At 60.8% G+C, this 26198-nt stretch carries 26 protein-coding genes; 16 read left to right on the top strand and 10 right to left on the bottom strand.

Annotated features, from left to right (window positions below; translation table 11 throughout):
- Positions 1 to 773 precede the first annotated feature (773 nt).
- Positions 774 to 1145 carry a DUF6124 family protein gene (locus ACIQV9_RS09345; RefSeq protein WP_403100326.1) on the top strand — a complete coding sequence of 124 codons (372 nt, stop codon included), beginning with the start codon at positions 774 to 776 and terminating at the stop codon, positions 1143 to 1145.
- A 60-nt stretch (positions 1146 to 1205) separates the two neighbouring features.
- On the opposite strand, the gene ACIQV9_RS09350 is transcribed toward ACIQV9_RS09345, so the two are convergent.
- From ACIQV9_RS09350 to ACIQV9_RS09360, 3 genes are all read right to left on the bottom strand, one after another.
- Positions 1206 to 1802, bottom strand: coding sequence for a superoxide dismutase (locus tag ACIQV9_RS09350; protein ID WP_010457614.1), 597 nt, complete (start codon positions 1800 to 1802; stop codon positions 1206 to 1208).
- Between the two features lie 176 nt (positions 1803 to 1978).
- Entirely contained in the window at positions 1979 to 2581 is a 603-nt protein-coding gene (locus ACIQV9_RS09355; protein ID WP_403100329.1) for a LysE/ArgO family amino acid transporter, read from the bottom strand.
- A 6-nt stretch (positions 2582 to 2587) separates the two neighbouring features.
- A complete protein-coding gene (locus tag ACIQV9_RS09360; protein ID WP_403100331.1) occupies positions 2588 to 2989 on the bottom strand; it encodes an ACT domain-containing protein in 402 nt (133 codons plus the stop codon).
- Between the two features lie 96 nt (positions 2990 to 3085).
- Between ACIQV9_RS09360 and ACIQV9_RS09365 the strand changes: the two genes are divergently transcribed.
- From ACIQV9_RS09365 to ACIQV9_RS09380, 4 genes are all read left to right on the top strand, one after another.
- Positions 3086 to 3979, top strand: coding sequence for a LysR family transcriptional regulator ArgP (locus ACIQV9_RS09365; protein ID WP_403100334.1), 894 nt, complete (start codon positions 3086 to 3088; stop codon positions 3977 to 3979).
- A 54-nt stretch (positions 3980 to 4033) separates the two neighbouring features.
- Entirely contained in the window at positions 4034 to 5026 is a 993-nt protein-coding gene (locus ACIQV9_RS09370) for an NAD-dependent epimerase/dehydratase family protein (protein WP_403100338.1), read from the top strand.
- Positions 5027 to 5147: 121 nt separating this feature from the next.
- Positions 5148 to 6026, top strand: a complete 879-nt coding sequence (locus tag ACIQV9_RS09375) for an ATPase (RefSeq protein WP_403100343.1) — start codon at positions 5148 to 5150, stop codon at positions 6024 to 6026.
- Between the two features lie 325 nt (positions 6027 to 6351).
- Positions 6352 to 7200 carry a cache domain-containing protein gene (locus ACIQV9_RS09380; protein WP_403100345.1) on the top strand — a complete coding sequence of 283 codons (849 nt, stop codon included), beginning with the start codon at positions 6352 to 6354 and terminating at the stop codon, positions 7198 to 7200.
- 124 nt (positions 7201 to 7324) lie between these two features.
- Here ACIQV9_RS09380 and ACIQV9_RS09385 read toward each other — a convergent pair whose 3' ends face one another.
- Positions 7325 to 8842, bottom strand: a complete 1518-nt coding sequence (locus tag ACIQV9_RS09385) for an MDR family MFS transporter (RefSeq protein ID WP_403100348.1) — start codon at positions 8840 to 8842, stop codon at positions 7325 to 7327.
- Between the two features lie 349 nt (positions 8843 to 9191).
- Positions 9192 to 10376, bottom strand: coding sequence for a 4-hydroxybenzoate 3-monooxygenase (gene pobA, locus ACIQV9_RS09390; RefSeq protein ID WP_403100508.1), 1185 nt, complete (start codon positions 10374 to 10376; stop codon positions 9192 to 9194).
- A gap of 188 nt (positions 10377 to 10564) precedes the next feature.
- Here pobA and ACIQV9_RS09395 point away from each other — a divergent pair, with 188 nt between their 5' ends.
- On the top strand, positions 10565 to 11461 hold the full coding sequence (locus ACIQV9_RS09395) for a helix-turn-helix domain-containing protein (RefSeq protein ID WP_403100351.1): 897 nt from the start codon (positions 10565 to 10567) through the stop codon (positions 11459 to 11461).
- A gap of 9 nt (positions 11462 to 11470) precedes the next feature.
- Here ACIQV9_RS09395 and ACIQV9_RS09400 read toward each other — a convergent pair whose 3' ends face one another.
- Positions 11471 to 11647 (bottom strand): hypothetical protein, encoded by a 177-nt coding sequence (locus tag ACIQV9_RS09400; protein WP_176457761.1) that lies wholly within the window; start codon positions 11645 to 11647, stop codon positions 11471 to 11473.
- A gap of 220 nt (positions 11648 to 11867) precedes the next feature.
- Entirely contained in the window at positions 11868 to 12773 is a 906-nt protein-coding gene (locus ACIQV9_RS09405; RefSeq protein ID WP_403100353.1) for a LysR family transcriptional regulator, read from the bottom strand.
- 115 nt (positions 12774 to 12888) lie between these two features.
- Here ACIQV9_RS09405 and ACIQV9_RS09410 point away from each other — a divergent pair, with 115 nt between their 5' ends.
- Both ACIQV9_RS09410 and ACIQV9_RS09415 read left to right on the top strand, forming a co-directional pair.
- Complete coding sequence (locus tag ACIQV9_RS09410) at positions 12889 to 13776, top strand: MBL fold metallo-hydrolase (RefSeq protein ID WP_403100356.1); 888 nt, start codon at positions 12889 to 12891, stop codon at positions 13774 to 13776.
- A gap of 142 nt (positions 13777 to 13918) precedes the next feature.
- Positions 13919 to 14533, top strand: coding sequence for an NAD(P)-dependent oxidoreductase (locus ACIQV9_RS09415; protein WP_403100359.1), 615 nt, complete (start codon positions 13919 to 13921; stop codon positions 14531 to 14533).
- 196 nt (positions 14534 to 14729) lie between these two features.
- On the opposite strand, the gene ACIQV9_RS09420 is transcribed toward ACIQV9_RS09415, so the two are convergent.
- Positions 14730 to 15611 (bottom strand): LysR substrate-binding domain-containing protein, encoded by an 882-nt coding sequence (locus tag ACIQV9_RS09420; RefSeq protein ID WP_403100361.1) that lies wholly within the window; start codon positions 15609 to 15611, stop codon positions 14730 to 14732.
- 159 nt (positions 15612 to 15770) lie between these two features.
- On the opposite strand from ACIQV9_RS09420, the gene ACIQV9_RS09425 reads away from it, so the two are divergent.
- From ACIQV9_RS09425 to ACIQV9_RS09450, 6 genes are all read left to right on the top strand, one after another.
- Positions 15771 to 17408, top strand: a complete 1638-nt coding sequence (locus tag ACIQV9_RS09425; RefSeq protein ID WP_403100364.1) for a 5-guanidino-2-oxopentanoate decarboxylase — start codon at positions 15771 to 15773, stop codon at positions 17406 to 17408.
- Positions 17405 to 18853 carry an aldehyde dehydrogenase family protein gene (locus ACIQV9_RS09430; RefSeq protein ID WP_403100367.1) on the top strand — a complete coding sequence of 483 codons (1449 nt, stop codon included), beginning with the start codon at positions 17405 to 17407 and terminating at the stop codon, positions 18851 to 18853. The genes ACIQV9_RS09425 and ACIQV9_RS09430 overlap by 4 nt, the downstream gene beginning before the upstream one ends.
- Before the next feature lie 295 nt (positions 18854 to 19148).
- Positions 19149 to 20252: an extracellular solute-binding protein gene (locus ACIQV9_RS09435; protein ID WP_403100370.1), complete on the top strand. Its 1104-nt coding sequence runs from the start codon at positions 19149 to 19151 to the stop codon at positions 20250 to 20252.
- Between the two features lie 266 nt (positions 20253 to 20518).
- The gene (locus ACIQV9_RS09440; protein WP_403100373.1) at positions 20519 to 21427 is read left to right on the top strand and encodes an ABC transporter permease; all 909 of its coding nucleotides are present in this window, start codon (positions 20519 to 20521) and stop codon (positions 21425 to 21427) included.
- Complete coding sequence (locus ACIQV9_RS09445) at positions 21424 to 22272, top strand: ABC transporter permease (RefSeq protein WP_403100376.1); 849 nt, start codon at positions 21424 to 21426, stop codon at positions 22270 to 22272. The genes ACIQV9_RS09440 and ACIQV9_RS09445 overlap by 4 nt, the downstream gene beginning before the upstream one ends.
- 156 nt (positions 22273 to 22428) lie before the next feature.
- Positions 22429 to 23484: an ABC transporter ATP-binding protein gene (locus tag ACIQV9_RS09450; RefSeq protein ID WP_403100379.1), complete on the top strand. Its 1056-nt coding sequence runs from the start codon at positions 22429 to 22431 to the stop codon at positions 23482 to 23484.
- 125 nt (positions 23485 to 23609) lie between these two features.
- Here the strand turns inward: ACIQV9_RS09450 and ACIQV9_RS09455 are convergent, their stop codons facing one another.
- A complete protein-coding gene (locus ACIQV9_RS09455; RefSeq protein ID WP_403100382.1) occupies positions 23610 to 24539 on the bottom strand; it encodes an AraC family transcriptional regulator N-terminal domain-containing protein in 930 nt (309 codons plus the stop codon).
- Between the two features lie 335 nt (positions 24540 to 24874).
- Between ACIQV9_RS09455 and ACIQV9_RS09460 the strand changes: the two genes are divergently transcribed.
- On the top strand, positions 24875 to 25228 hold the full coding sequence (locus ACIQV9_RS09460) for a putative quinol monooxygenase (RefSeq protein ID WP_403100384.1): 354 nt from the start codon (positions 24875 to 24877) through the stop codon (positions 25226 to 25228).
- 41 nt (positions 25229 to 25269) lie between these two features.
- On the top strand, positions 25270 to 25500 hold the full coding sequence (locus tag ACIQV9_RS09465; protein ID WP_403100387.1) for a hypothetical protein: 231 nt from the start codon (positions 25270 to 25272) through the stop codon (positions 25498 to 25500).
- Here the strand turns inward: ACIQV9_RS09465 and ACIQV9_RS09470 are convergent, their stop codons facing one another.
- Complete coding sequence (locus ACIQV9_RS09470) at positions 25501 to 26130, bottom strand: flavin reductase family protein (RefSeq protein WP_145311023.1); 630 nt, start codon at positions 26128 to 26130, stop codon at positions 25501 to 25503.
- Positions 26131 to 26198 lie beyond the last annotated feature (68 nt).

Here is a 26198-nt window from a genome sequence, read left to right on the forward strand (position 1 = left end):
GCGGCCTGACAGCCGACCAATCTCTAGGGTGTACACCAATTCCCTGTGGGAGCTGGCTTGCCAGCGATGGCGGCCTGACAGCCGACCAATCTCTAGGGTGTACACCAATTCCCTGCGGGAGCTGGCTTGCCAGCGATGGCGGCCTGACAGCCGACCAATCTCTAGGGTGTACACCAATTCTCTGTGGGAGCTGCCTTGCCAGCGATGGCGGCCTGACAGCCGACCAATCTCTAGGGTGTACACCAATTCCCTGTGGGAGCTGGCTTGCCAGCGATGGCGGCCTGACAGCCGACCAATCTCTAGCGGGTGTACACCAATTCCCTGCGGGAGCTGGCTTGCCAGCGATGGCGGCCTGACAGCCGACCAATCTCTTTCTGCTGCCCCCGATTGATCGTTCCCTACGCTCCGCGTGGGAATGCCGCCAGGGACGCTCCGCGTTCCATTTTTGTGTGTTGAAAGATGTGTAAGAAACACAGCGATTTCCCACGCATTTTTCAGGTTGCCGGGTAGGAAGCAGTCTCTCTAACCTCTGGCTGTCGCTGAAAACTCAGCGACCGGGTGTGAGAGCCCGGCAACTTATGGTCATCCAGTGTCTGTACACGCATAATCGCCGCCAGCTTACTCGGTGCCAGTATTTGCGTTATGGCGGCTGTGTGCGGGCGGACTTCGGTCCGGCCGGGTGTCCATAACCGGTCTTCTCACCTCGCACATAGCTGCCACCTCTTTGCCGTGTGAGAAGCGGCAAGTGGAGGCTCCAACGCTGGAGAAATTCAATGGACAAATTGATTCCCGACCCACCCGTTAACATCGCACCCGCCGCCGAAACCACCGAAGCCGAAGCGCTCCTCAGAGACCGCGAAGCCATAAAACGCGCCCTCGACTACTACCTCGATCCGCCGGACCCATACCTCGAAAAACCCCGTCGCCCCAGCACGATGTTCATGATCGCCCCGGACATGGACACGGAAAGCCTCCTCGCCCAGGCCTGCGAGTCATTGGCCTCCGCCAGCGTCATGGCCAGCGATTTCGCCACGAACCTCATCGGTCCGCAGCGCAACACCGTGATGGCGATCCAGCAGATCATCATGCTGGCGGAGTTAGCCGTGAACCGGGCATTGGATAACGTCGATCCGCAAGCGGCCTGACTTTCTCCAGCCCATAAAAAAACCCGGCGTAAAAGCCGGGTTTCTTGTCTGGCGTCGAGCTTAAGCCTTGAAGGTTTTGCCTTCGAATTGCTCAGCCACGAATTTCCAGTTGACCAGGTTCCAGAACGCTTCGACGTATTTCGGACGAACGTTGCGGTAGTCGATGTAGTAAGCGTGTTCCCAGACGTCGCAGGTCAGCAGCGGGGTGTCGCCGCTGGTCAGCGGGTTGCCGGCGCCGATGGTGCTGGCCAGAGCCAGGGAACCGTCAGCCTTTTTCACCAGCCAGCCCCAACCGGAACCGAAGGTGCCGATGGAGGTTTTGCTGAATTCTTCTTTGAACTTGTCGAACGAACCGAAAGAAGCGTTGATGGCTTCAGCCAGTGCGCCGGTTGGTTGACCACCGGCGTTTGGCGCCAGGCAGTTCCAGTAGAAAGTGTGGTTCCAGACCTGCGCGGCGTTGTTGAAGATGCCGCCCGAGGAAGATTTGACGATTTCTTCCAGGGTCTTGCCTTCGAACTCGGTGCCTGGCACCAGGTTGTTCAGGTTCACGACGTAGGTGTTGTGGTGCTTGTCGTGGTGGTATTCCAGAGTTTCCTTGGAAATGTGCGGCTGCAAGGCATCGTGTGCGTAAGGCAGCGGCGGCAATTCGAAAGCCATGATGATTCTCCTAATCAGGTCAGTTGCGGTGAGCGCAAGGCCGATCACGGGCGGCCAGACAAGCGCCGGGGAGTTTGTACTCTTTGCGGCGCATCGGATCGGATCATAGCACCGGGGGTGCGGCATAACCACGCAACAACTGTGTGGGATAGAGGTTCCAGAGCCTTTTGGAATAATTAGGGCGCGACGATTAATTGAAACGCCACGGCAAACATCATCACCGCCACCAGCAGGTCGAGAATCCGCCAGGTACTCGGCCGGGCCAGCCAGGGTGCCAACCATGCCGCGCCCAGTGCCAGGGTGAAAAACCACAACAACGATGCACTGGCTGCGCCCACGACATAAGCGCCGGGCTCGGTTTGTTGCGCGCCGAGGGAGCCGATCAACAACACCGTATCCAGATAAACGTGCGGGTTAAGTAACGTCACTGCCAAAGCACTGAGCATCACCGCACGCAGCGAGCGCACCGTCTGGTTTTCGCCTTGCTGCAGGCTTTGTTTCGAGCACGCCCGGCGTAACGCCTGACTGCCATACCAAATCAGAAACACCGCGCCGCCCCAGCGGGCAACCGCCAGCAATGTCGGGTTGTGCGCCAGTACCGTTGCGAGCCCGAATACCCCGGCAGCCACGAGCAAGGCATCGCAAACCACGCACAGTGCCGCCACCGGCAGGTGATGTTCGCGCCGAAGGCTCTGCGCCAGTACAAATGCATTCTGAGTGCCGATCGCCATGATCAGCCCCGCGGCCACCAGCAGGCCGTTCACATAGCTTTGCCACATAAGGTTTTACTCCGCGTTGGCTGCCAGATCCCGCAGGACTTGTACGGCGCGTTGGGCGTCGGCCTGACCGACAAATAAATGGTCGTGGTAATAACCGGCGATCACGTTGCAACTGATGCCGGCCTGGCCCAATGCCGTGGCGAAGGCCGCGGTGAGGCCGACGGCTTCGAGGGCTGAGTGCACGTTCAAGGTGATCCAGGCCGCGACGTAGTCGAAGCTGAAACCAGCCTGTTCCGCGTGGGAACGTTCCAGAATCACTGTCAGCCCTTCCTGCTCGCGAAAGCTGCCGACGATCTCAAGGCCAGCGGGCAACTTACCGTCGCGCAGGGTGCAGAACACGTATTCGCCGTCGTTGAGCTGCGGGCTCATGCTGCGCAGCAGTGTTGCCAATGAAGTTTCGCCAGCCATGTCGGTGATCCTTGTTCAAGAGTGCTTGCTGGCTATTCTCCGGTGCAACGCGGTATAAGAAAAACCAATCATGCTGATCGCTCATTAGGAAAACTGATGTTCGACTATAAATTGCTTTCTGCCCTGGCTGCGGTGGTGGAGCAGGCCGGTTTCGAGCGCGCCGCGCAGGTGCTGGGCTTGTCGCAATCGGCGATTTCCCAGCGCATCAAGTTACTGGAAGCGCGGGTCGGCCAGCCGGTGTTGGTGCGGGTCACACCGCCGGCGCCTACCGAAATTGGTCGGCGGCTGCTCAACCATGTCCAGCAAGTGCGATTGCTGGAGCGGGATCTCCAGACGCTGGTGCCCGCGCTGGACGAAGAAGGTCTGCCGGAACGCCTGCGCATCGCCCTGAACGCCGACAGCCTCGCCACGTGGTGGGCCGCAGCCGTCAGTGATTTCTGCGCCGAGCAACACCTGCTGCTGGATCTGGTCGTCGAAGACCAGACGGTCGGCCTCAAACGCATGCGCGCTGGCGAAGTGGCTGCGTGCATCTGCGCCAGTGAGCGCCCGGTAGCTGGCGCGCGCAGCGTGTTGTTGGGCGCCATGCGTTATCGAGCGCTGGCCAGCCCGGCGTTCATCGCGCGGCATTTTCCCGAAGGCGTGCGTGCTGAACTGCTGGCCAAAACCCCGGCGCTGGTGTTCGGCCCGGACGATTTCCTACAGCATCGCTACCTCGCGTCCCTCGGTGTCGATGGCGGTTTCGAACACCATTTATGCCCATCGTCTGAAGGCTTCATCCGCTTGACCGAAGCCGGACTTGGCTGGGGCCTGGTGCCCGAATTGCAGGTGCGCGAGCAGCTGGAACGCGGTGTATTGCAGGAGCTTTTGCCAGATAAGCCCATCGATGTGCCGTTGTACTGGCATCATTGGCGCAATGGCGGTCAGCTGCTGGGGTTGCTGACCGATCAATTGGTGCGTTCGTCGAAGCAATGGCTGGTGCCGTTGGACTGACGGGCAGCGTCAAGACTCACGCATTACGCAAAACGAAAGACATCGGAGCAATACATGAAGATTCTGGTTACCGGCGCAAGCGGCTTCATTGGCGGACGCTTTGCGCGTTTCGCCCTGGAGCAGGGCCTGGACGTGCGGGTCAATGGTCGCCGGGCCGAAAGCGTCGAACACCTGGTGCGCCGTGGCGCAGAGTTTATCCCGGGTGACTTGAGCGACCCGGAACTGGCGCGCGAGCTGTGCTCCGATGTCGAAGCGGTGGTGCATTGCGCCGGCGCGGTCGGTTTGTGGGGGCGTTATCAGGACTTTCATCAAGGCAACGTGCAGGTCACCGAAAACGTGGTCGAGGCCTGCCTGAAGCAGCGGGTCCGGCGCCTGGTGCATTTGTCGTCACCGTCGATCTACTTCGATGGCCGTGATCATCTGGGGTTGACCGAAGAACAGGTGCCTAAACGTTTCAAGCATCCCTACGCCGCCACCAAGTTTCTCGCCGAGCAAAAGGTCTTCGGTGCACAGGAATTCGGTCTCGAAACCCTGGCCCTGCGCCCGCGTTTCGTGACAGGAGCGGGGGACATGAGCATCTTCCCGCGGCTGCTGAAGATGCAGCGCAAGGGCCGCCTGGCGATCATCGGCAATGGCCTGAACAAGGTCGATTTCACCAGCGTGCAGAACCTCAATGAAGCGTTGCTCAGCAGTCTGCTGGCCAGCGGTTCGGCGCTGGGCAAGGCCTACAACATCAGCAACGGTACGCCGGTGCCGTTGTGGGATGTGGTCAATTACGTCATGCGCAAGATGGAAGTCCCACAAGTGACGCGCTACCGTTCCTACGGCCTGGCCTACAGCGTTGCCGCGCTCAACGAAGGGGTGTGCAAGTTGTGGCCGGGGCGTCCCGAGCCGACGCTGTCGCGACTGGGCATGCAGGTCATGAACAAAAACTTCACCCTGGACATCAGCCGCGCCCGGCAATATCTGGACTACGATCCGAAAGTCAGTCTCTGGACGGCCCTCGATGAATTCTGCGGCTGGTGGAAAGCCCAGGACATTCGCTGACTTTTGCAGTGACAAACCTGCCAGCACTGAACCGAGTTTGGCGTTGAGGGTCAATCGCTGCGGCAGTGGGGTTTATACTCGCCGCATACAGCCATCACCGCGTTCCACAAAGGTTGACTCAATGTCCATGCGTAACGATGCCAACGACGACTTCGACGATGTACCGAGCCTGCGTGCCGACGTCCTCGATGACGATGATTTTCCGACCACTACTCGCACCTCCGTGCATTCGCGGACGGCGCCGGTCGTCAAGGTCAAAAGCGCCAGCACCGGCCCTCTGTGGGCATTGGTCGGCGCCTTGTTCTTTGCGTTCGCCGGCCTTGCCTGGTGGAGCTTTCAGCAGATTTCGCTGATGGAACAGCAATTGGTGGCGACCCAGGAAAGTTTCGCGCGTATCAGTGAGGATGCGGCGGGGCGCTTGCAGGACATTTCCGGCAAGGTGGTCGCCAGCCAGACCAACGTCACCAGCGACAGCGAAGCCCTGAAGCTGCAAATCAAGCAACTGGAAAACCAACTGCAGGATCAAAGCAAGCAGCAGCAAGGTGTGGTCGGTCAGACCAGCGATCTGGACAAGCGTCTGGCACAAATGACCGCGCAAACCAGCGATCTGGACAAGCGCCTGGTGCAGATGACCGCCCAGAGCACCGAACACCAGACCGCCAACACGAAATTGCAGGCGCAGGTCAACGCCTTGAGCACCGAGTTGGCCGCGCTGAAAAGCGCCCCGGACGACACCAGCAAATTCGACGCCCAGCTCAAAAGCCTCGGCGCCGACATCGTCGCGCTGAAGAAACAGGGCAACCCGAGCGCCGCCATCGAGCGTCTGGAGCAAGACATGATCGTGCTCAAAAGCCAGCAAGACAACCGCCCGGCCGCTGCGCAAGGCGTCACCAATACCGCCGAGTTCGATGCCTTCCGCGGCCAGACCACCCGCAACATCAACACCCTTCAGGCGCAGATCCAGAATCTGCAGCAGCAACTCCGCGCCCGGGCGCAATAGCCCCGTTCGCTGCACACCTGTGGCGAAGGGCGCGCGCCTGTGGTGAGGGGGCTTGCCTGTGGCGAGGGGGCTTGCCCCCGTTGGGTGGCGAAGCCGCCCTAAGACCATTCTCCGCGGTCCTTCAGTTAATCCGAGTCGCCTGATTTACGACTGCTGCGCAGCCGAACGGGGCGATGCGGCGTTCCGACAAGCCCCCTCGCCACAGGTAAGCTCCCTAGCCACACAACCCCCGTCTGCCGCGTTGTCCTGCGCATCGCTGAATATTCGTACATATCCCCAACCCGTCTACGCTCTTGAAACACCGACAAGAACGAGGGGATGCGCTATGGGGGGGCTGCACAAGTTGGCCGTGCTGGGCGGGATGCTGTTGCTGTGTCTGGGGCAGGTTCAGGCGGCTACGGCGGAAAAGGATGACAGCCAGGCGGCCAAAGCCTTGCTGGAAAAAGCCCTAGCGTACTACCACGACAACGGCGACAAGGCCTTCGCGGCGTTCAGCCGTCAGGGCGAGTTTGTCGACAAGGATCGTTACGTCTTCGTGGTCGATACCAAGGGCGTGATGCTCGCCAGTGGCGGGCCGTCTTCGGCGTTGATCGGGCGTGATGTATCGGAAACGCTCGGGCCGGATTTGCAGAAGGCCTTCAAAGACGCCTTGAAAGTGCCGGAGGGCAATGGCATCCAGCAGGCCGAATATCGCTGGCAGAACTGGTCCGACGGCAAAGTCGAGCGCAAGCATGTGTTCTATCAGCGCGTTGGCCAGCGGATTCTGGCCGTGGGTTATTACTTGCCACGGGCGTCGGCGGAACAGGCGATGGCCTTGCTGAACAAAGCGGCGACGGATCTGGCCAAGGACGAGAAGGGCACGCTGACCGCGATCAATTCCCTCAAGGGCGGGTACTTGCAGGATGACCTGTACGTGTTCGTCGTCGACTTGAACACCCAGCGATACGTAGCCCATGGCACCAACCTGCGGCTGATCAATACCGACTTCGGCAAGATCAAGGACCCGGAAGGCAAGCCGGTGGGCGAGCCGATCCTGGCACTTATTGCCAAACAGGATTACGGCGAATACGAATACCGCTGGAAAAACCCGGTGACCGGCAAGGTGGAAGACAAGCATGCCTACCTGAAAAAGGTCGGGCATTTTCTCGTGGCGGTGGGGTATTACAGCCCTTGATGGTGATCGTTCCCACGCTCCGCGTGGGAATGCAGCCCGGGACGCTCTGCGTCCCAAAGAGCCGAACGCAGAGCGTCCGTTGAGGCATTCCCACGCGGAGCGTGGGAACGATCAGTCGGAGGAATCAGCGAACCTTATCCTCCCGCCCCCGCAACACCCTGTTCGGCATCGCAATCGCCGCCGCCAACCCCAGCAACGACACCGCCGCACTGACCATCAGCAAATGCCGAAAGGTCAGCAGCAACTCCGCGCGCAAGGCGTTCTGCGCCTCCCCTGGTGCAGCGTTCAAGCCATCCAGCAACACATTCCCCGAACGGCCCTCGGCGATCATCGACGAGCCGGCCAGGTGGGCGAAGCTTGAATCCTGCAGCAACGCCAGCAGCAGCGCCGACATCAACGCCACACCCACCGCGCCACCCAAGGAGCGGAACAGGTTGGTGGTGCTGGTGGCCACGCCGATATCCCGCTGTTCCACCGAGTTTTGCGTGCCGACCAATGAAGTCGGGAATTGCATGCCGCTGGCGATGCCGCTGAGCAACATAAACAGACTACTGAGCAAAAATGCCTGGGGCGGACTGAAGGCCATGCCGAGAATCGAAATCGGCATCAGCACCGCCCCCGTCAAGATCATCGGTTTGTAGCGCCCGGTCACCGACGTGCGGCGTCCGGCGAAATAAGCCCCGATCGGCAAGCCCATGGCCAGCGGCAACAGGTGCAGCGCGGCGCTGTCGGCCCCGGCGCCGGTGACGCTCTGGAAGCGCAGCGGCATGAGCACGATCAGCGAAATGGCCTGGAAACTGGTGAAGAAAATCGTGCACCAGCACAGGATCGCGTTGCGGTTGGCGAACAGGTGCATCGGCAGCAACGGCTCCCGCGCCCGGCGCTCATGCCAGACGAACAGCGCCAGCACCAGCACCGAACACCCGAGCAGACCCAGCACTTCGACGCTGCGCCATGAGTGGCCTTGACCGACTTCGGTGATGCCCAGCAGCAAGGCGGTCAAACCGATAATCATCAGCAACGTGCCGAGGTAGTCGATGATCGGTTGGCGTTGTGGCACGGGCAAACCCACCAGCGTGCGATTGGCCACCAGCCAGGCCCCGAGGCCCAGCGGCAGGTTGATCAAAAACACCCAACGCCAGGACAGGTATTCGGTCATGTAACCGCCGAGCACCGGGCCGGCGACACTGGCCACGGCGTACATGCTGCTGAAATAGCCCTGGTAGCGACCGCGCTCCCGGGGCGGGACGATGTCACCGATGATCGCCTGGCTGACCGAAATCATCCCGCCCGCGCCGATGCCCTGAATGATCCGCGCCAGCACCAGTTGCTCCATGCTCTGGGCCATGCCGCAGAACAGCGAGGCGAGGGTGAACAGCCCCATGCCGAACAGCATCAACTTGCGTCGCCCGTACAGATCGCCGAGTTTGCCGTAGATCGGCACCGCCACGGTCATCGCCACCATGTAGCCGGAAATCACCCAGGCCAGCAGGCTGACGTCCTTGAATTGCGCGGAGATGGCCGGCATTGAAACGGCGACGATGGTCTGGTCCAGTGCGCCGAGAAAGATCGCCAGCATCAGGGCGATCAACACGCTGCGAATGGCCGGTTTGGGCGTTACAGGCTGGTTGAGATTGGTCACGGCTGGAAACCTGCGGGCAGTGATTGACCCGCAAGGGGCAAGGCGAGCGGGGATGCTCGCCAGTGTATCAGGGCGTGTCATCCATTATTTCCCGCGTCGCGTTGCCGCCTGAAAGCGGGCCAGGCAAGGCGAAGTCCGAAGGTAAGGGTTGTTTCCTTGCCGAGGACTTCAACGCAGCATGGCCCGCTTTCAGGCGACAACCCGAAGGGCCGGGCGTGCTGTTGCGCAGGGCTGCGTTGCTCGGAGCTTATTTGGAATGACCAAACCGCGCTCCTCGCGCCTTGCCCTGCGCAACAGCACACCCGGCGCGACGCGGGAAATAATGGATGACACGCCCTCGGGTAGCAGGCTATTCGATAGCCTCGTAAGGAAGCCCGACGTAATTTTCTGCAATGGTTTTTCGACCAGCCTCGGAGTGCACGAAGTAGTCCAGTTCCGACTCGCAGATGCGCTGGCTGAAGGCGTCGTGATCGTCGAATTGGTGCAGCATTGAGGTCATCCACCAGGAAAACCGTTCGGCTTTCCAGACCCGGCGCAGGCAGATTTCGGAGTATTTCTCCAGCAAATCCACGCGCTCCTCGCGGTAAACCTTCTGCAAAATAGTGAACAAGGTGCTGACGTCGCTGGCCGCCAGGTTCAAACCTTTGGCGCCGGTGGGCGGGACGATGTGCGCGGCGTCGCCGACCAGGAACATCCGCCCGTACTGCATCGGCTCGACCACAAAACTACGCAGCGGCGCGATGCTCTTTTCGATGGACGGCCCGGTCACCAGGGAGTCGGCCAACGCAGCAGGCAGACGCGATTTGAGTTCATCCCAGAAGCGCTGATCCGGCCAGTCCTCGACCTTTTCGTCCGCCGGCACCTGCAGGTAATAACGCGTGCGAGTTGCCGAGCGCATGCTGCATAGGGCAAAGCCACGCTCGTGGCGGGCGTAGACCAGTTCTTCATGAACCGGCGGCGTATCGGCGAGAATCCCCAGCCAGCCGAATGGATAGACCCGCTCGAAGACCTTCAGGCACTCGGCGGGAATCGACTGTCGCGCCACGCCATGGAAGCCGTCGCAGCCGGCGATGTAGTCACAATCGAGGCGCCAGGTCTCGCCATCTTTCTCAAACGTCACGAACGGTTCTGCGGTTTTCATCCCGTGCGGTACGACGTTGCCAGCCTGATAAATCGTCTGCGCGCCAGCCTCCCGACGAGCGGCCATCAGGTCCCGGGTGACTTCGGTCTGGCCGTAGATCATCACGGTTTTGCCACCGGTCAGGGCTTGCAGATCGATGTGTACCCGGCGCCCGTCGAGGGCCAGTTCGAAGCCGCCATGGACCAGCCCTTCGGCGTCCATGCGCTGACCCACCCCTGCCTGACGCAACAGCTCTACCATGCCTTGTTCGAGGACACCGGCGCGGATTCGCCCGAGCACATAGTCCGGGGTCTGGCGTTCGAGAATCAGGGTGTCGATTCCGGCGTTATGCAGCAACTGGCCGAGTAGTAAACCGGAAGGGCCTGCGCCAATGATGGCAATTTGGGTTTTCAGCATTTTCATTGTTGTTATGACTCGCAAGCTTCACGCGACCAAGGCCGGTGAATGATTTTTATGGATCGAGTGCTTGCATTTTTCCCTTGCGGGTCTGTCAATTGAAGGTGAAAACTGAGCCGATACCTGTACATTCTGCCAATCGGTGCGATTATCGCCCGTAACCCTCTGAGGCCTGGATTGAAGTGATGAACAAGCCTGACCTGCCTTCGATTCCAGTGTTCAAGCTCTACGGTGAAAGCCTGGACTGGCCGACCCCCGACTTGCTGCACTGTGAAACCATTTCCAAACGCAGCCGCGAACATCAATGGGAAATCAAACCCCACCGTCATGCCGATTTGTGCCAGTTGCTCTTCGTATTCAAAGGTCAGGCAGAGCTTGAAATCGAAGGCAAAAACACGCAACTGACGGAACCGGCGATCCTGATACTGCCGCCGTTATCGGTGCATGGTTACCGGTTTTCCGAAGACGTCGAAGGATTCGTCGTAACCCTGGCCGCGCCGCTGGTGACCCATCTTCAGGCGCAACTGGGCAATTCGGTGAACGCGCTGGCCCAAGCCGAAAGTTACCCGGCGGGCAAGGATAGCGAGTACCTCAACAGCCTGTTCTCGGCATTGCAGGACGAATACACCGGCCACCAGCCGGCGCGCGAAATGCTTATGCATTCGCTGGTCAGCGTGATCATGGTGTGGGTCAGCCGTCAGGTGATGTCACGCCGCAATGCCAATCAGCGTCCGCATCGTGCCCGGGAATACCTCAACCGGTTTATCCAGCTGGTGGAAGAGACCTACCGCCAGCACGTCAAGGTCGAGGACCTGGCGCATCGGCTGGGAATCTCCGTTTCGCACCTCAACGGCACCTGCCGTGAGCTGGCGGGGCAACCGGCGTTGCAGATCATGCACGAGCGTCAATTGCTGGAGGCCAAGCGCTTGCTGACCTACACCAGCATGACCATTTACGAAATGTCCGACGTGTTGGGGTTTTCCGATCCGACCAACTTCACACGCCTTTTCCGGCGTCGGGTGGGGATCTCGCCCAAGGCTTTTCGCGACCGCTTGAAGGCCGATCAGGACAACGAGGCCTGACCGCCTTCGTTACCGAAGGGCGTTGAGGGTCGCGTTGTGGGGAATGCAGCGCTCGAAGTTACAACTCGCGTAGTCGCGAGGCAGTTGTCGCAACTGCTCGACACGCCAGGCGGCGGTGCCATACAGCGCCAGCGTCGCCGCGCAGGTGATGAATATGGCGAGGTATCTTCTTGTTTTGGTGTTCATGGCGTTGACCTCTGAACGAATACCCTTCGGTATTACTTTCAGCATAGGTCAGCGCGGGTGAGTTTCCAGTGACAGGGGCTGCGCATGTACCCCGGCATTCAGAACACTGATATCCCCCTGTAGGAGTGAGCCTGCTCGCGATAGCGATTGTCCATTCAACAACTATGTCGACTGAACCACCGCTATCGCGAGCAGGCTCACTCCCACATTTTTGATTCGGTTACAGGCCGATATCCCATGCCGGTTCTTCCGGGAACTTTAAAACAAGAAAATCCAGCATGCTGCGCAGCGCCGCCGGCATGTGCTTGCGTGAGGCGTACACTGCGTACACGCTCATCTGCCGTGGCTCGGCGTGTGGCAGCAGGCGGATCAGTTCGCCGCTGTGGATATGCACGCCGGCCTGATAACTGGGCAGCATCGCCACGCCCGCTCCGGCCATGGTCGCACGCAGCAAGGTGCTGGCTTCGTTGGCGCTGATGTTGCCCTGCACCGGCACCGACACCGGCTCGCCATCCTCCTCGAAATGCCAGAGGCTTTTACCGAAGTAGGAGTGGGTCAGGCAGTTGTGCTGGCTCAAGTCCTCGACCCGTTGCGGCGTCGGATGTTCGCTCAGGTAAGCGGGGGAGGCGCAGATCACCGAGCGGCAAACCGTCAGCCGCCGGGCGATCAGGTTCGGGTCCAGGTCGTTGCTGGTGCGGATCGCCAGGTCGATGCGCTCATCCACCAGGTTCACCGTGCGGTCGAGCATCTGCATGTCGATGCTCACACCGGGGTAGCGTTTGACGTAAGCCGCCATGGCGTCCGCCAATTGCGCCTGGCCGAACGAGGTACTGACGCTGATGCGCAGCAGGCCGCGTGGCGCCTCATCCGGCTCGCTGACAGCGGCTTGCATGTCGGTGGACAAGTCGAGCATCTGCCGACACCGGGGCAGGATTTCGCTGCCGGCGGCGGTCAGGCTCAGTTTGCGCGTGGTGCGGTGCATCAGGCGTGCACCGACCCAATCCTCCAGTTCCGCCAGGTACCGCGAAACCACTGGCCGTGACAGGTCCAGATGATCGGCGGCGGCCGACTGACTGCCGAGGTCGACTACCGAGACGAACACCCGCATTGCTTGTAGACGATCCATGATTTGCCCGCTTTCAGAAACAAACTATGTTCAAGCATCGCATTTTTTGTACTGAGTCATGCAACTAAGCTCTGTCCCCATCGCCAGACACGGCATTCGGACAACGGAGCAACAGATGATCGGCTTCACCTCTCTCAAGCGCATTTTGCTGGCCACCGCCACCCTCGGCTTCGCGGCCCACGCGGCGGCGGCATCGACCCTGACCCTGGACGTGTACAACCCGGGCGACAAGGCGATTTTCCCGGTGACCTCGGTTCTGGTCAGCGGCGAGAAAGAAGCAATTCTGGTCGACGCGCAATTTGGTAAATCCCAGGCCGAACAGGTGGTCGAGAAGATCCGCGCCAGCGGCAAGCAACTGACCACCATCTACATCAGCCACGGTGACCCGGATTACTACTTCGGCCTCGACACCCTGACCGCCGCGTTCCCGAACGCCAAGGTGCTCGCCTCGCAGCCAACCGTTGATCACATCAAGCACACCGTCGACGGCAAACTGGCGTTCTGGGGCCCGAAAATGGGCGCCGACGTGCCGGCCAAAACCATTGTGCCCGGCGTACTCAAGGGCGACAGCCTGATGCTCGAAGGGCAGAAATTGCAGGTGGTGGGACTGGACGGCAAACAGCCGGACCGGACCTTTGTCTGGATCCCGTCGCTCAAGGCCGTGGTCGGTGGTGTGGTCGTGGCAGAAAACATCCACGTGTGGATGGCTGACACGCAAACCGCGCAATCCCACGCCGATTGGCTGGCTACGCTGCGCTCCATCGAAACCCTGAAACCGAAAACCATCGTGCCGGGGCATTACCTGGGAGACAGCGCCCGTTCGCTGGCCGCCGTGCAGTTCACCGCCGATTACATCAAGGCCTTCGACGAAGAAACCCCAAGGGCCAAAGACTCCACCGCGCTGATCGCCGCGATGAAACAACGCTTCCCTACCCTGGGCGAAGAAAGCTCCCTGGAGCTGAGCGCCAAAGTCGCCAAGGGTGAGATGAAGTGGGGTGAATGAGTGATCGTTCCCATGCTCTGCGTGGGAATGTAGCCCGGGACGCTCTGCGTCCCCTCTAAAGCCGAACGCGGAGCGTCCGTTGAGGCATTCCCACGCAGAGCGTGGGAATGATCAGGTACAACCAAGCCAACTGGAGAACGTCATGAGCAAAATCGCAATCATCGGTGCCACCGGCCGTGCCGGCAGCCAACTGCTGGAAGAAGCCCTGCGTCGTGGTCACAGCGTCACTGCCATCGCCCGCGACACCTCGAAAATCGGCCCGCGTGCCGGTGTGGTCACCCGAAACGTCGATGCTCTTGATGCTGAGGCACTGCAAGCCGCCGTCGAAGGCCATGACGTGGTCATCAGCGCGGCGCACTTCGCGACCCTGCCTGCCAGTGCCGTGATCGGGCCGGTGAAGAAGGCCGGGGTGAAACGTCTGCTGGTGGTGGGCGGTGCGGGTTCGTTGTTGCTGCCGGATGGCACACGGGTGATCGACAGCGAAGGCTTTCCGGAGGAGTACAAGGCTGAGGCCAGTGCCGGGGCTTTGTTTCTGGAAAACCTGCGTCAGGAACAGGATCTGGACTGGACGTTCCTGTCCCCGTCGGCGGAGTTCGTCGAAGGTGAGCGCTCGGGGACATTTCGGCTTGGCAAGGATGATTTGCTGGTGAGCAGTGCTGGGCGGAGCTGGATTTCGTTCGCCGATTACGCGATTGCGCTGATCGATGAAGTGGAAGCGCCGAAGCATTCGCGGCAGCGGTTCACTGTCGGGTATTGAGTCCCTACTGAAAACCAATGTGGTAGCGAGCCTTTGTGGCGAGGGGGCTTGCCCCCGTTGGAGTGCGAAGCACTCCCCGGCATTCTTTCAGATACACCGCATTCACAGGTTTTACGACTGCTTCGCAGCCGAACGGGGGCAAGCCCCCTCGCCACAAAGGCTCGCTCCCAAAGGGTATTCGTCAAGCCGGCAGGGCTCAGCGCGACTGGGCCTGCTCCACCAACCACCCCATCAACTCGCGTAATTTCGGCGAAGGCCCGGGTTTTTCCGGGAATACCAGGTAATAGGCCAACCCGGTCTTTACCTTCAATTCAAACGGCATCACCAGCCGCCCGGCGCTCAGGTCGTCGCCAATCAGCGACCAGTCCCCAATCGCCACGCCAGTCCCCTGGGACGCCATCGACATCGCCAGGTCCAGGGTTTCGAAATGCTGGCCCTTGCCGACATTGCTCAAGCGCACATCGGCGCTGGCCAGCCAGGCTTTCCAGTCGCGTTCGTCACGGGTCGGATGCAACAGCATGTGTTGTTCCAGATCTTCCGGTGCCTGCAACGGCATCGGTCCTTCGAGATACGGCCGGGAGCAGACCGGCGTCAGTTGCTCATCGAACAGTCTGTGGGACGCCAGTGACGTCTCCGGTGGTACGCCATAAATCACCGCCGCATCGAACTGCTCGCGATGAAAATCCACGCCGTGTTTCACCGTGGTGGTCAATTCCACCGGCACATCCGGACGCTCCCTCTGCCACTGCACCAGGCGCGGCAACAACCAGCGCATCACGCACGTCGGCGCCTTGAGTTGCAGGGTTTCGCGCTTCTCGCCGATCTGCTCGACCGCCTCGTCGATCAAGCCGAAAATCTGCTGGACCCGTGGCAGCCATTCGCGGCCTTCAGCGGTCAGGCTCAAGCCCCGGGCCTGTCGGATAAACAATTCATAACCCAGATGTTCTTCCAGCCCGGCGATCTGCCGACTCACCGCGCCCTGGGTGATGTACAGCTGTTCGGCGGCCCGGGTGAAGTTGCAGCACTGCGCGGTGATCAGAAAAGTGTGCAGCGCCGGCAGGGGAGGCAATCGTTTCATTGGGATCCAAGGTATGACGTGAGGACATGGCTAGTATGACTTTTTATCCATTGTTGCGGCTACGTGTCGCCCGTTCCAATGAGGCCATCCCTGGACCTGCCCACGCATCATAAACACTGCGCAGGCCCGGCGTCTCAAACGAACAAGAAGGGCAAAGACATGGCGACGTGCGGCGAAGTATTGGTCAAGTTACTCGAAGATTACGGGGTCGAGCAGGTGTTCGGCATTCCCGGGGTTCATACCGTGGAGCTGTATCGCGGGCTGGCCCGTTCGAGCATCAACCACGTCACGCCGCGTCACGAACAGGGCGCCGGTTTCATGGCCGACGGTTATGCGCGCACCAGCGGCAAACCGGGTGTGTGCTTCATCATTACCGGCCCGGGCATGACCAACATCACCACCGCCATGGGCCAGGCCTACGCCGATTCGATCCCGATGCTGGTGGTCTCCAGCGTGCAATCGCGCAGCCAGTTGGGCGGCGGTCGCGGCAAGCTGCACGAGCTGCCGAACCAGAGCGCATTGGTCGGCGGCGTGGCGGCGTTCTCCCACACCTTGATGTCGGCGGCGGAGTTGCCGGGCGTGCTGGCCCGTGCGTTTGCACTGTTCCAGGCCGGTCGTCCGCGTCCGGTGCATATCGAAATTCCGTTGGACGTGCTGGTGGAAGAGGCCGATGACTTGCTCGCCAGTCTCCCGGTGAACATCGATCGCGCCGGTGCCTCGCCAAGCGCCATCAGCCGCATGACCGCGCTGCTGGCCGGCGCCAAGCGTCCACTGATTCTTGCCGGTGGCGGCGCCATCGATGCGGCCGCCGAGCTGACCGAGTTGGCCGAGCTGCTGGACGCACCCGTGGCCTTGACCATCAATGCCAAAGGCATGCTCGAATCCAGTCACCCGCTGCTGATCGGTTCGACCCAGAGCCTGGTCGCGACCCGTGCCCTGGTGGCCGAAGCCGACGTAGTACTGGCCATCGGCACCGAACTGGCCGAGACCGATTACGACGTCACCTTCGCTGGCGGTTTCGAGATTCCCGGCGTACTGCTGCGTGTGGACATCGACCCCGACCAGACCGTGCGCAATTACCCGCCGAAAGTCGCCCTGGTGGCGGACTCGCGCAACGCCGCGCAAGCCTTGCTCAGCGCGTTGTCGCACAAGTCGCTGGCCGAGCGCCGCAACGATTGGGGTCAGGTCCGTGCCGCGCGTTTGCGCGAAGACCTCGCCGCGACTTGGGATGCTCCGACCCTGGCCCAGACCCGCTTCCTCGAAACCGTGCTGCACGAATTGCCAGACGCGGTGTTCGTCGGCGATTCGACCCAACCGGTGTACACCGGCAACCTGACCTTCAACCCGGAACGCCCGCGCCGCTGGTTCAACTCGTCCACCGGTTACGGCACCCTCGGCTACGCCTTGCCGGCAGCAATCGGCGCCTGGCTCGGTGGCAGTGTTGAAAGCGGTGCGCGCCCTCCGGTGGTGTGCCTGATTGGTGACGGCGGCCTGCAATTCACCCTGCCGGAACTGGCCAGCGCCGTTGAAGCGCGCACTCCGGTGATCGTGCTGCTGTGGAATAACCAGGGCTACGAAGAGATCAAGAAGTACATGGTCAACCGCGCCATCGAACCGGTAGGCGTGGACATCTACACCCCGGACTTCATCGGTGTGGCCAAGGCGTTGGGCTGTGCGGCTGAAGCGGTCAACGGTGTCGAGCAGCTGCGCAGCGCACTGCGTACCGCCGCTGATCGCCAAGGCCCGACCCTGATTGAAATCGATCAGACGTCGTGGATGAAGGCGGTGTCGAAATGAGTTTTCCTACCACCCTCGACGGCCTCTACATCAACGGCCAATGGTCGGCCGGCAACGAACATCTGCGCGTGATCAACCCGGCCACCGAAGCCCTGTTGACCACCGTGAACGGCGGCGATGAACATGCAGTCGATCAAGCCGTCACTGCCGCGACTAACGCCTTCAAGGAATGGTCGAAAACCACCGGCACCGAGCGCGGCGCAATCCTGCGCAGAATCGCCGCCGGCGTGCAGGCCGGGCGTGAGCACTTGATGAGGTTGCAATCGAGCAACAACGGCAAGCCGCTATTCGAAGCAGCCATCGACGTCGATGACGTGATCGCGACGTTCGAATATTACGCCGGTCTGGCCGAAGGCCTCGATGCCAAGCAAGACAGCAACGTCGAGTTGCCCACCGACGACTTCAGCGCCCGCGTGCGCCGTGAACCGTGCGGTGTAGTGGGTCTGATCGTGCCGTGGAATTTTCCGATGGTCACCACCGCCTGGAAACTCGCCCCAGCCCTGGCCGCCGGTTGCTGCGTGGTGCTCAAACCGTCCGAAGTCACGCCGCTGCCGGAGCTGGAACTGGCGGCGATTATCGCTGAGGCCGGCTTGCCGGATGGTGTGTTCAACCTGGTCTGCGGCACGGGCCTGGCCGTCGGCGCGCCGCTGTCGGCCGACCCGCGTATCGCCAAAATCTCTTTCACCGGCAGCAATGCAGTCGGTGTGCAGGTCATGCAACGGGCGGCGGAAACCGTCAAAGGCGTGAGCCTGGAACTGGGCGGCAAATCCTCGCTGCTGGTGCTCAAGGACGCCGACGTCGAACTGGCGGTGGAAGTGGCCTGTGGCGGCGGTTTCTTCAACGCCGGGCAGATGTGCTCCGCCACCAGCCGCGTGCTGGTCGCTGATGAACTGGCGGATGAATTTTTATCGAAACTGAAAACTCGCGCCGAAGCCATTCGCGTCGCCGACCCGTTCGACCCTAACGTGGAAATGGGCGCCTTGGTCAATCAGGCGCAATACCAGCGTGTGCTCGGCCACATCGATCGCGGTTTGAGCGCGGGTGCCAGGCTGGTTTGCGGTGGTAATCGCCCTGCTGACCTGCCGCGCGGCTATTTTTTGCAGCCGACGATTTTCACCGAAGTGCCCCAGGGCAGTGCGCTGTGGTGTGAAGAGATTTTCGGGCCGGTGATCTGCGTGCGTAGTTTTGCTACCGAAGCCGAGGCCATTGCGGTGGCCAATGACAGCCAGTTCGGCCTGGTGGCCAGCGTGGTCACCCGCGACGCCGAAGCGGCGGACCGGGTCGCCAACGCCTTGCAGGCGGGGCTGGTGTGGATCAACGCGCCGCAGGTGATCTTCCCGCAGACCGCCTGGGGTGGCTACAAGCAGAGCAGCATCGGCCGCGAATTGGGGCCGTGGGGCTTGCAGGCTTTCCAGGAAATCAAACACGTGATTCGCGCCGTCTGACGCCTTTCACTGTAGGAGCGAGCCTGCTCGCGAAGGACGTCAACGATGACGCAAGGTGCCTGAGTGAACGCGGCGCCCGTGCGCCTTTCGCGAGCAGGCTCGCTCCTACATGAGGCATGCACTGTTGTCATGGCTTCGATGAGTTTTTATCGATAGTCAGGTGTTTTGCACGACCTCAGGATGAACTCGCTGGTTCAGCCAAGCCCCCGAAAATACGAGGGATAGCGCTGATCCGGCCGCGCGGATGCAACAGTTTCGACCTGCCTTATACCTACAAAAACAAAGGGAGTCCTTCATGGGCGAGCATGATCTGAACAGACGTCAATTCATCAAAACCGTGGGCGTGGCGTCGGTAGCCGCGGCGGCCATGAGTTTACCTTTCGTCAAGGCCAATGCCAGCGACACGCGCTTCCAGGGCAAAACCCTGCGCCTGCTGACCTGGTCCGATGACACCGGCCTGGCTGCACTGCGTAATATCGCAGCCACCTTCGAAGACAAATACGGCTGCAAGGTCATCGCTGACCGCACCGGCAGCACCTCGGAAATGGTCGCCAAGCTCAAGGCCGCCGGTGATCGTCCGCAGTACGACATCATCACCCTGGCCGGCGTCGGCGCGGAAGGCCTGGCTGCGGCCAACCTGCTGGAAAAACCCGACCTCAACCGCATTCCCAACCTGGTCGACGTGCCGGAGAAATACCGCACGGGCGCCAATGGTCACGGCATCGGTTACCTGCTGTGGTGCAACAGCCTCGTCTACAGCACCCGCACCATCAAGGAGGCACCGGACAGTTACGCTGCCCTGTGGGACGCCGAGCTGTCGCCGAACATCTTCCTGCCGCCGCCGAACTGGACCGAAGCGATGGACTTGATCATCATTGCCGCCAAACTGGCCGGTGGTGACGAGCACAACATCGAGCCGGGCTTCAAGAAACTCGCCGAGCTGAAAGATCGCGTGGTGACCCTGGGTGAAAACCCGAACCAGATCGCCGAGCTGTTCCGCACCGGTTCCCTGGACATGGGCGGCCTGTACGCGCCGGCCTTTTTCCCGAAACAGATCCGCGATCCGGCCTACGGCCTGGGCGCTACGTTCGGGATGAAGGAAGGTTTCTACACCGACCTGATGCTCTCGGTAATGCCGAAGAATCGTCCTGGCGATACCGATATGACCTACGCCTTCATCAACCACTCTCTGGACCCGCTGGTGCAGGGCAAGATGGCCGAGGACATCTACAACGGTCCGGTCAACAGCAAGGCGATCATCTCCGCCGAAGCGCGCAAGAGCCCGTACATCCTCACGCCGGAGCAGATTGCCGAGAAAGCGATCATGCACGACAACGCCTTCCTGGCCTCCGTGCATGACCAATGGATTCGTCGCTACACGGAAATCTTTTCTTCCTGATCGAGTGGCGAACACAAGTCTTTAAAGCACTGCAAATCCCTGTGGGAGGGGGCTTTTGTGGCGAGGGGGCTTGCCCCCGTTGGGACGCGAAGCGGCCCTGAATCCTGTCATCGCGGTGCATCAGGTGCACCGCGCGAGATGATTTACGACTGCTTCGCAGCCGAACGGGGGCAAGCCCCCTCGCCACAAAAGCCCGCTCCCACAGGGTTCGCGGTGATTTCGAAACTTGTGTCTGTCAGCTGCTTTCCATTGACGAGACCTTTGCTATGGAACACCAACCTCTGACTCATCCGGTCGACGCCGCTCCCGTGCGCGCGAAACGGGGTGTTTCGCCGACGACCCGTGCGTGGTTTTTCCTCTCGCCGTCGATGCTGTTTCTGGGCGTGCTGATTGCCGCCAGCCTGTTGGTGCTGCGCATGAGCGTGGGCACCAAAGGCGCGGAATGGACCGGGTTCAGCCTGGCCAGTTATGCCCAATTGCTGGAACCGTATTACCTCAAATCCTTGCTGCTGACCCTGCGCCTGGCCTTGATCAGCGCAGTGATCGCCGTCGTGCTGGCGATCCCGGTGGCCTACACCATGTCGCGGCTGACCTCGCCGTTCGTGCGACGGATCTTCCTCGCGGCGGTGCTGCTGCCGTTGCTGGTCAACCTGCTGCTGCAAAGCTACGGCTGGCTGGTGATTCTCGGCCCGGGCGGGATGCTCAATCAGGCACTGATGGGCCTGGGCCTGATCAAGCGCCCGATCATGCTGCTGTACAACCAGAACGGCGTGTTGATGGGGCTGGTGCAAACCGCGTTCCCGCTGGCCGTGCTGCCGATTGCCAGTGCCATGCGCGGCGTTGCGCGTACGTATGAAGAAGCCGCCGCCACCCTCGGTGCGAGTCGCTTCCAGGTGTTCCGCCAGGTGGTGCTGCCGATGAGCATGCCGGGGATCATTACTGGTGCGACGTTGGTGTTCGCCTACAACGCCAGCAGTTTCGTGGTGCCGTTGCTGCTTGGCGGCCGGCGCGTGCCGATGCTGGCGGTAATGGTGCATGACCAGATCGCCCCGCTGATGAACTGGCCTGCCGCCTCCGCTGCCGGCGTGGTGCTGATTGTCACCACGCTCGCGATCATGACCTTGTCCGAATTCATCACTGGCCGTCGTCGGCGCATGCTGGAGGCTTCCCAATGAGCACGTTGACCAAGAAGCGTTATGGGCTGTTGCCCGGCGAGACCGGCAAGTTTGCCGGCATCCTCTCGGGCTTCATCCTGCTGCTGGCGGTGTTGCCGATCCTGACCATGATTGTGATGTCGTTCAGCGGTGCGTCGAACCTCGACTTCCCGCCGAGCAGTTACAGCCTGCAATGGTACAAGGCCGCCTGGCACACCTTCGTATCGCCTGACTCCAGCGATGTGCTGAGCCTGGGCCAAGCCATGACCACCAGCCTGATGGTGGCGTGTCTGACCATGGTCTTCGCCACGATTGTGGCGGTGCCGGCGGCCTACGCGCTGACCCGTTGCGAGTTCCGTGGCAAGGCCGTGGCGCTGCAACTGATGTCGCTGCCGCTGGTGTTTCCGATGGTGGTGTTGGGGTTGGCATTGCTGCTGGTGTTCGACAGCCTGCCGTTCCAGATGACCACCTCGCGGCTGGTGATTGCCCACGTGATCCTGGCGCTGCCGTTTGTGGTGAAAAACTGCACGGCGGCGATGCTCTCCATCGGCAGCGAAGTCGAAGAGGCCGCGCAAATGCTCGGCGCCTCACCGCTGCGGGCGATTATCGATGTGGTGGTGCCGTTGATGAAGTCGGGGATTCTGGCGGGCATGCTGCTGGCGTTCATCGTCTCGTTCAACGAATTCACCGTGACCTATTTCCTCTACACCATCGACGTGATGACCGTGCCGATCTGGATGTACAGCCGCACCGTGTCATCGCTCGACCCCACCGTATTTTCGTTTGCCGTGCTGATCGTGCTGATCGACTTCGTCCTGATCTGGGCGTTGGAGAAGCTGGTCGGTGAAGGCGGCGTTTCGTTCTAGCTTCTGCCTGGAGGTGCCTGCGCTCGATCATGCTGCGTTAAAAGTCAGCTCAGAATGCTCATTGACTAAAGTCAACTCCGCTTCTTCGCAGACTTTTGCCTTGCCTGATCGTCGCTCGGCGACCTCCAGCCAGAACCTTATTTCTTGAGGTGCAACATGACTGGTCTGATTCTGGAAAACGTCGAGAAACATTACGGCTCGGCCTGCGCGGTAAAGGATGTAAACCTACATTTGCCCGAGGGCAAACTGGTGTGTTTCCTCGGCCCTTCGGGCTGCGGCAAAACCACCCTGCTGCGGATGATCGCGGGGCTCGAAACCCTCAGCGGCGGCGAGATTCGCCTGGACGGTGAAGACATCGGCCACACGCCTGCGCATCAGCGCAATTTCGGCATGGTGTTTCAGTCGCTGGCGCTGTTTCCGCACATGACGGTGGGGGAGAACATTGCCTATCCGCTGAAACTGCGCGGTGTCAGCAAAGCTGATCAGCAGGCGCGGGTAGTGGAGTTGCTGGAGCTGATTCAGCTGAGCGAGATGATTGATCGCCCGGTGGCCAAACTCTCCGGCGGTCAACGCCAGCGCGTGGCAATTGCCCGGGCGATTGCCAACCACCCGAAAATCCTCCTGCTGGATGAACCGCTGTCGGCGCTGGACGCCAAGTTGCGCGAGTCGATGCAGGTGGAAATCCGTCAACTGCAACAACGCTTGAACATCACCACCATCATGGTGACCCACGACCAGCGTGAAGCCATGACCATGGCCGATATCGTGGTGGTGTTGGGTGAGCATCGGGTGCAGCAGGTGGGCACGCCGATTGAAATCTATCGTCATCCGGCCAATGAATTTGTCGCGGATTTTATCGGCTCGGGCAACATCTTCCCGGCCACCGCACTGGGCAACGGCAGGGTTGGGTTGCCGGGTGGCGACGCGCTGGAAGTGCCAATCTGCAGCAGCATTGTGGTGGGGGAGAAGGTGAAGATGCTGATTCGCCCTGAAGACCTGCAACTGTCGCACCCGCAGGCGACGGCGGGGAACCGGTTGCTCGGTACGGTGACGTTTGTGCGGGATATCGGCGCGACGATTGAAACGACGGTGGAGTGTTCCGGGGTGTCGTTTACCGCGTTGAGCACGCCGTGTCAGGGGTTTGGGTTGAGCATTGGCAATCCGGTGTCGGTAACACTGCCGGCCGAGGCGTGCCGCGTACTCGGCGCCTGAAAACACCCACCGTACCTGTAGGAGCGAGGCTTGCCCGCGAAGGCCTCAACGCGGTGTATCTGAATGACCGCGTTATCGTTCTTCGCGGGCAAGCCTCGCTCCTACGGATTGTGTGTGAGGCTTGTTCACACACTCAACCGCAACCGCGCCAAATCCCTTAACGGCGGAGCCCCGAACAACCGGCTGTACTCCCGGCTGAATTGCGAAGGGCTTTCATACCCCACCCGATACCCCGCCGCTGACGCTTCCAGCCCTTCGGCCAGCATCAACCGCCGCGCTTCCTGCAAGCGCAGCTGTTTCTGATACTGCAACGGACTCATCGCCGTCATCGCCTTGAACCGGTGATGCAACGTCGACACGCTCAGGTTCACTTCCTTTGCCAGATCATCGATACGCAGCGGTTGCTCATAGTTGCCGTTCAGCCACTTGATCGCCTGGCTGATGCGGTGGCTCTGGCTATTGGCAATCGCAATCTCATACAGCCGATGGCCCTGCTGACTGCGCAACAACCGATAAAGAATCTCCCGACGAATCAGCGGCGCGAGCATGGCGATGTCTTTCGGGGTATCCAGCAAACGCGCCAGGCGCAACACGGCGTCGAGCATCGCCGTATCGATCCGTTCGACATACAAGCCGCGGCCGGTGGGGCGGGTCGGTACGCCCAAAGGGCCGGCATCGGCAATCAGCGCAGTGATTTCTGCCGGATCAATATCCAGTCGCACCGCGAGAATCGGCTCTTCAGACGTGACATTCACCACTCGTCCGCTCAAGGGCATCGAGACCGAGACCACCAGGTAGTTCAGCGGATCGTAATTGAAGAATTCGTCGGCCAGCCTGACCTCTTTACGGCCTTGCGCCATGATGCACAACGCCGGTTGGGCCAGCACCGGCGCAAAGTCATGGGACTTGCTGTGTTTGGACATGAACAGCGAACCGACGGCAGTCGCATAATTGCCATCATCCGTGGTGTTGCGACGGATGATCGCGGCCAGTTCTGCGCGCTGTTTCTCCATGTCGGCATCCAGCGGGGCTTGAAAGTGATCGAGCGACGACATGCAAGGCATCCTCGGTGGTGCGTTGGTAATGGGGCGAGCTTAAGTTTGTGCAAGACGTTGCGGTAGACACATCCTGCCTCAAGCTTGCCTGATTCTGCACGGGGTGAATTAACGGCGCTTCTATGGCAAGCCAGCCCAAGGAAAACTTGCTTGAACGCCGTGTTTCATCGTCAGGAGCGCTTTTACAGGTTGTTACAGGTTTATCGAAACGCCGCGCAGGATTGTGCAACAAGCCGGCAGGAATCGACTAACCGCGCTTCCACCGGCGCGCTTAACCTTTGATCCTGTCGCAGCCCGCCCCACGGCTGCCGCTCGACTACCTGGGAGGGTTGAACATGTCTACGCAGATCCCCGTCAGTCATATGGCTTTTGTCCGTGCCCGCGCCGGGCGTTCGGCGGAACTCGGTGCGCGCCTGAGCGCCTTGATCGAGCCATCCCGCAGCGCACCGGGTTGCCTGAGTTTTTCCCTGCAGCATTCGCAATGCGATCCGGAGTTGTGGCTGGTGTCCGGTTTCTGGACCCACCAGCAAGCGATGACCGCCTACTTCAGCACCCCGGCGATGGAGATTTTTGCCGAGCTGGTGCAGGAACTGGTGGTCAATAGCCTGGATTTTCATACCTTCAAGGACGTATCGGCCGACCAGGCGCGGGGGCAGTCCCGGTCGTGGGTACACAAAATGGCGGGTTGAGGGTTTAATGGCTCCATTCTCACTCAGCCAGGATCCGCGACATGGCACGTAAAGCCTTTGATCATTTCGAAGCTGTTTCCGCTGTAGTACCGGGCGACGGTGGTTACCACGCCGCAATCGCGGTCAAAGCCATCGGTGGCGCCGGTGCGCCACGTTTTCACAAAGTGCTTGAAGGGCAAATCTTCAAGACGGCCAACGAGGCTGATCTGGCCGCCGCCAAAGAGCTGACCCGCCTAAAAGACGTCAAAGAAGACGCCGACCTGCTCTGGTAATTACTTGACCGCCCCCGGGCGCCACATCTTGAACAATGCCTCTGGCCCCAGCTGAAAATAATCCGCTGGCCCGCCGCCGCGCAGAATCGGTTCTGCCGCGGCGGTATCGTACACCCCATCCTTCAACAGCCACTTGGCGATATGCACGGCGACCACTTCGCCCAGAATCAGCCAGCTCGGCACCACGTTCCCGTCCGCCCGCTGCAACTGAATGATCTGCGTGACCTTGCACTCGAAGGACACCGGGCTTTCGGCCACCCGTGGCACCTGAATGATTTTCGAGGCGACCGGGGTCAGGCCGGACAGCTCGAACTCGTTGACCTCGGGCGGGACCATGGCGCAGCTCTGGTTCATTTGCTCGGCCAGCGGGCGAGTGGCGAGGTTCCAGGCGAATTCACCGGTCTGCTCGATGTTGTTCAGGCTGTCTTTGCGCCCGACGCTGGAAAACCCGATGATCGGCGGGATGTAGTTGAAGGCGTTGAAGAAACTGTAAGGCGCCAGGTTCAAACGGCCGTTGGCATCCTGGGAGGAAATCCAGCCGATGGGGCGCGGGCCGACGATGGCGTTGAACGGGTCATGCGGCAGGCCGTGGCCGTTGGCGGGTTCGTAGAAGTGGATGTCGTCGGGCATGGGCGCGGGTTCCAGAAGCTTTATTCGTGGGCGCTCATAGTGCTGGGACGAACAGATAATTTCCAGCG

Origin of the sequence: Pseudomonas sp. NPDC099000, assembly GCF_044759925.1 — a bacterium.
GTDB lineage: Bacteria > Pseudomonadota > Gammaproteobacteria > Pseudomonadales > Pseudomonadaceae > Aquipseudomonas.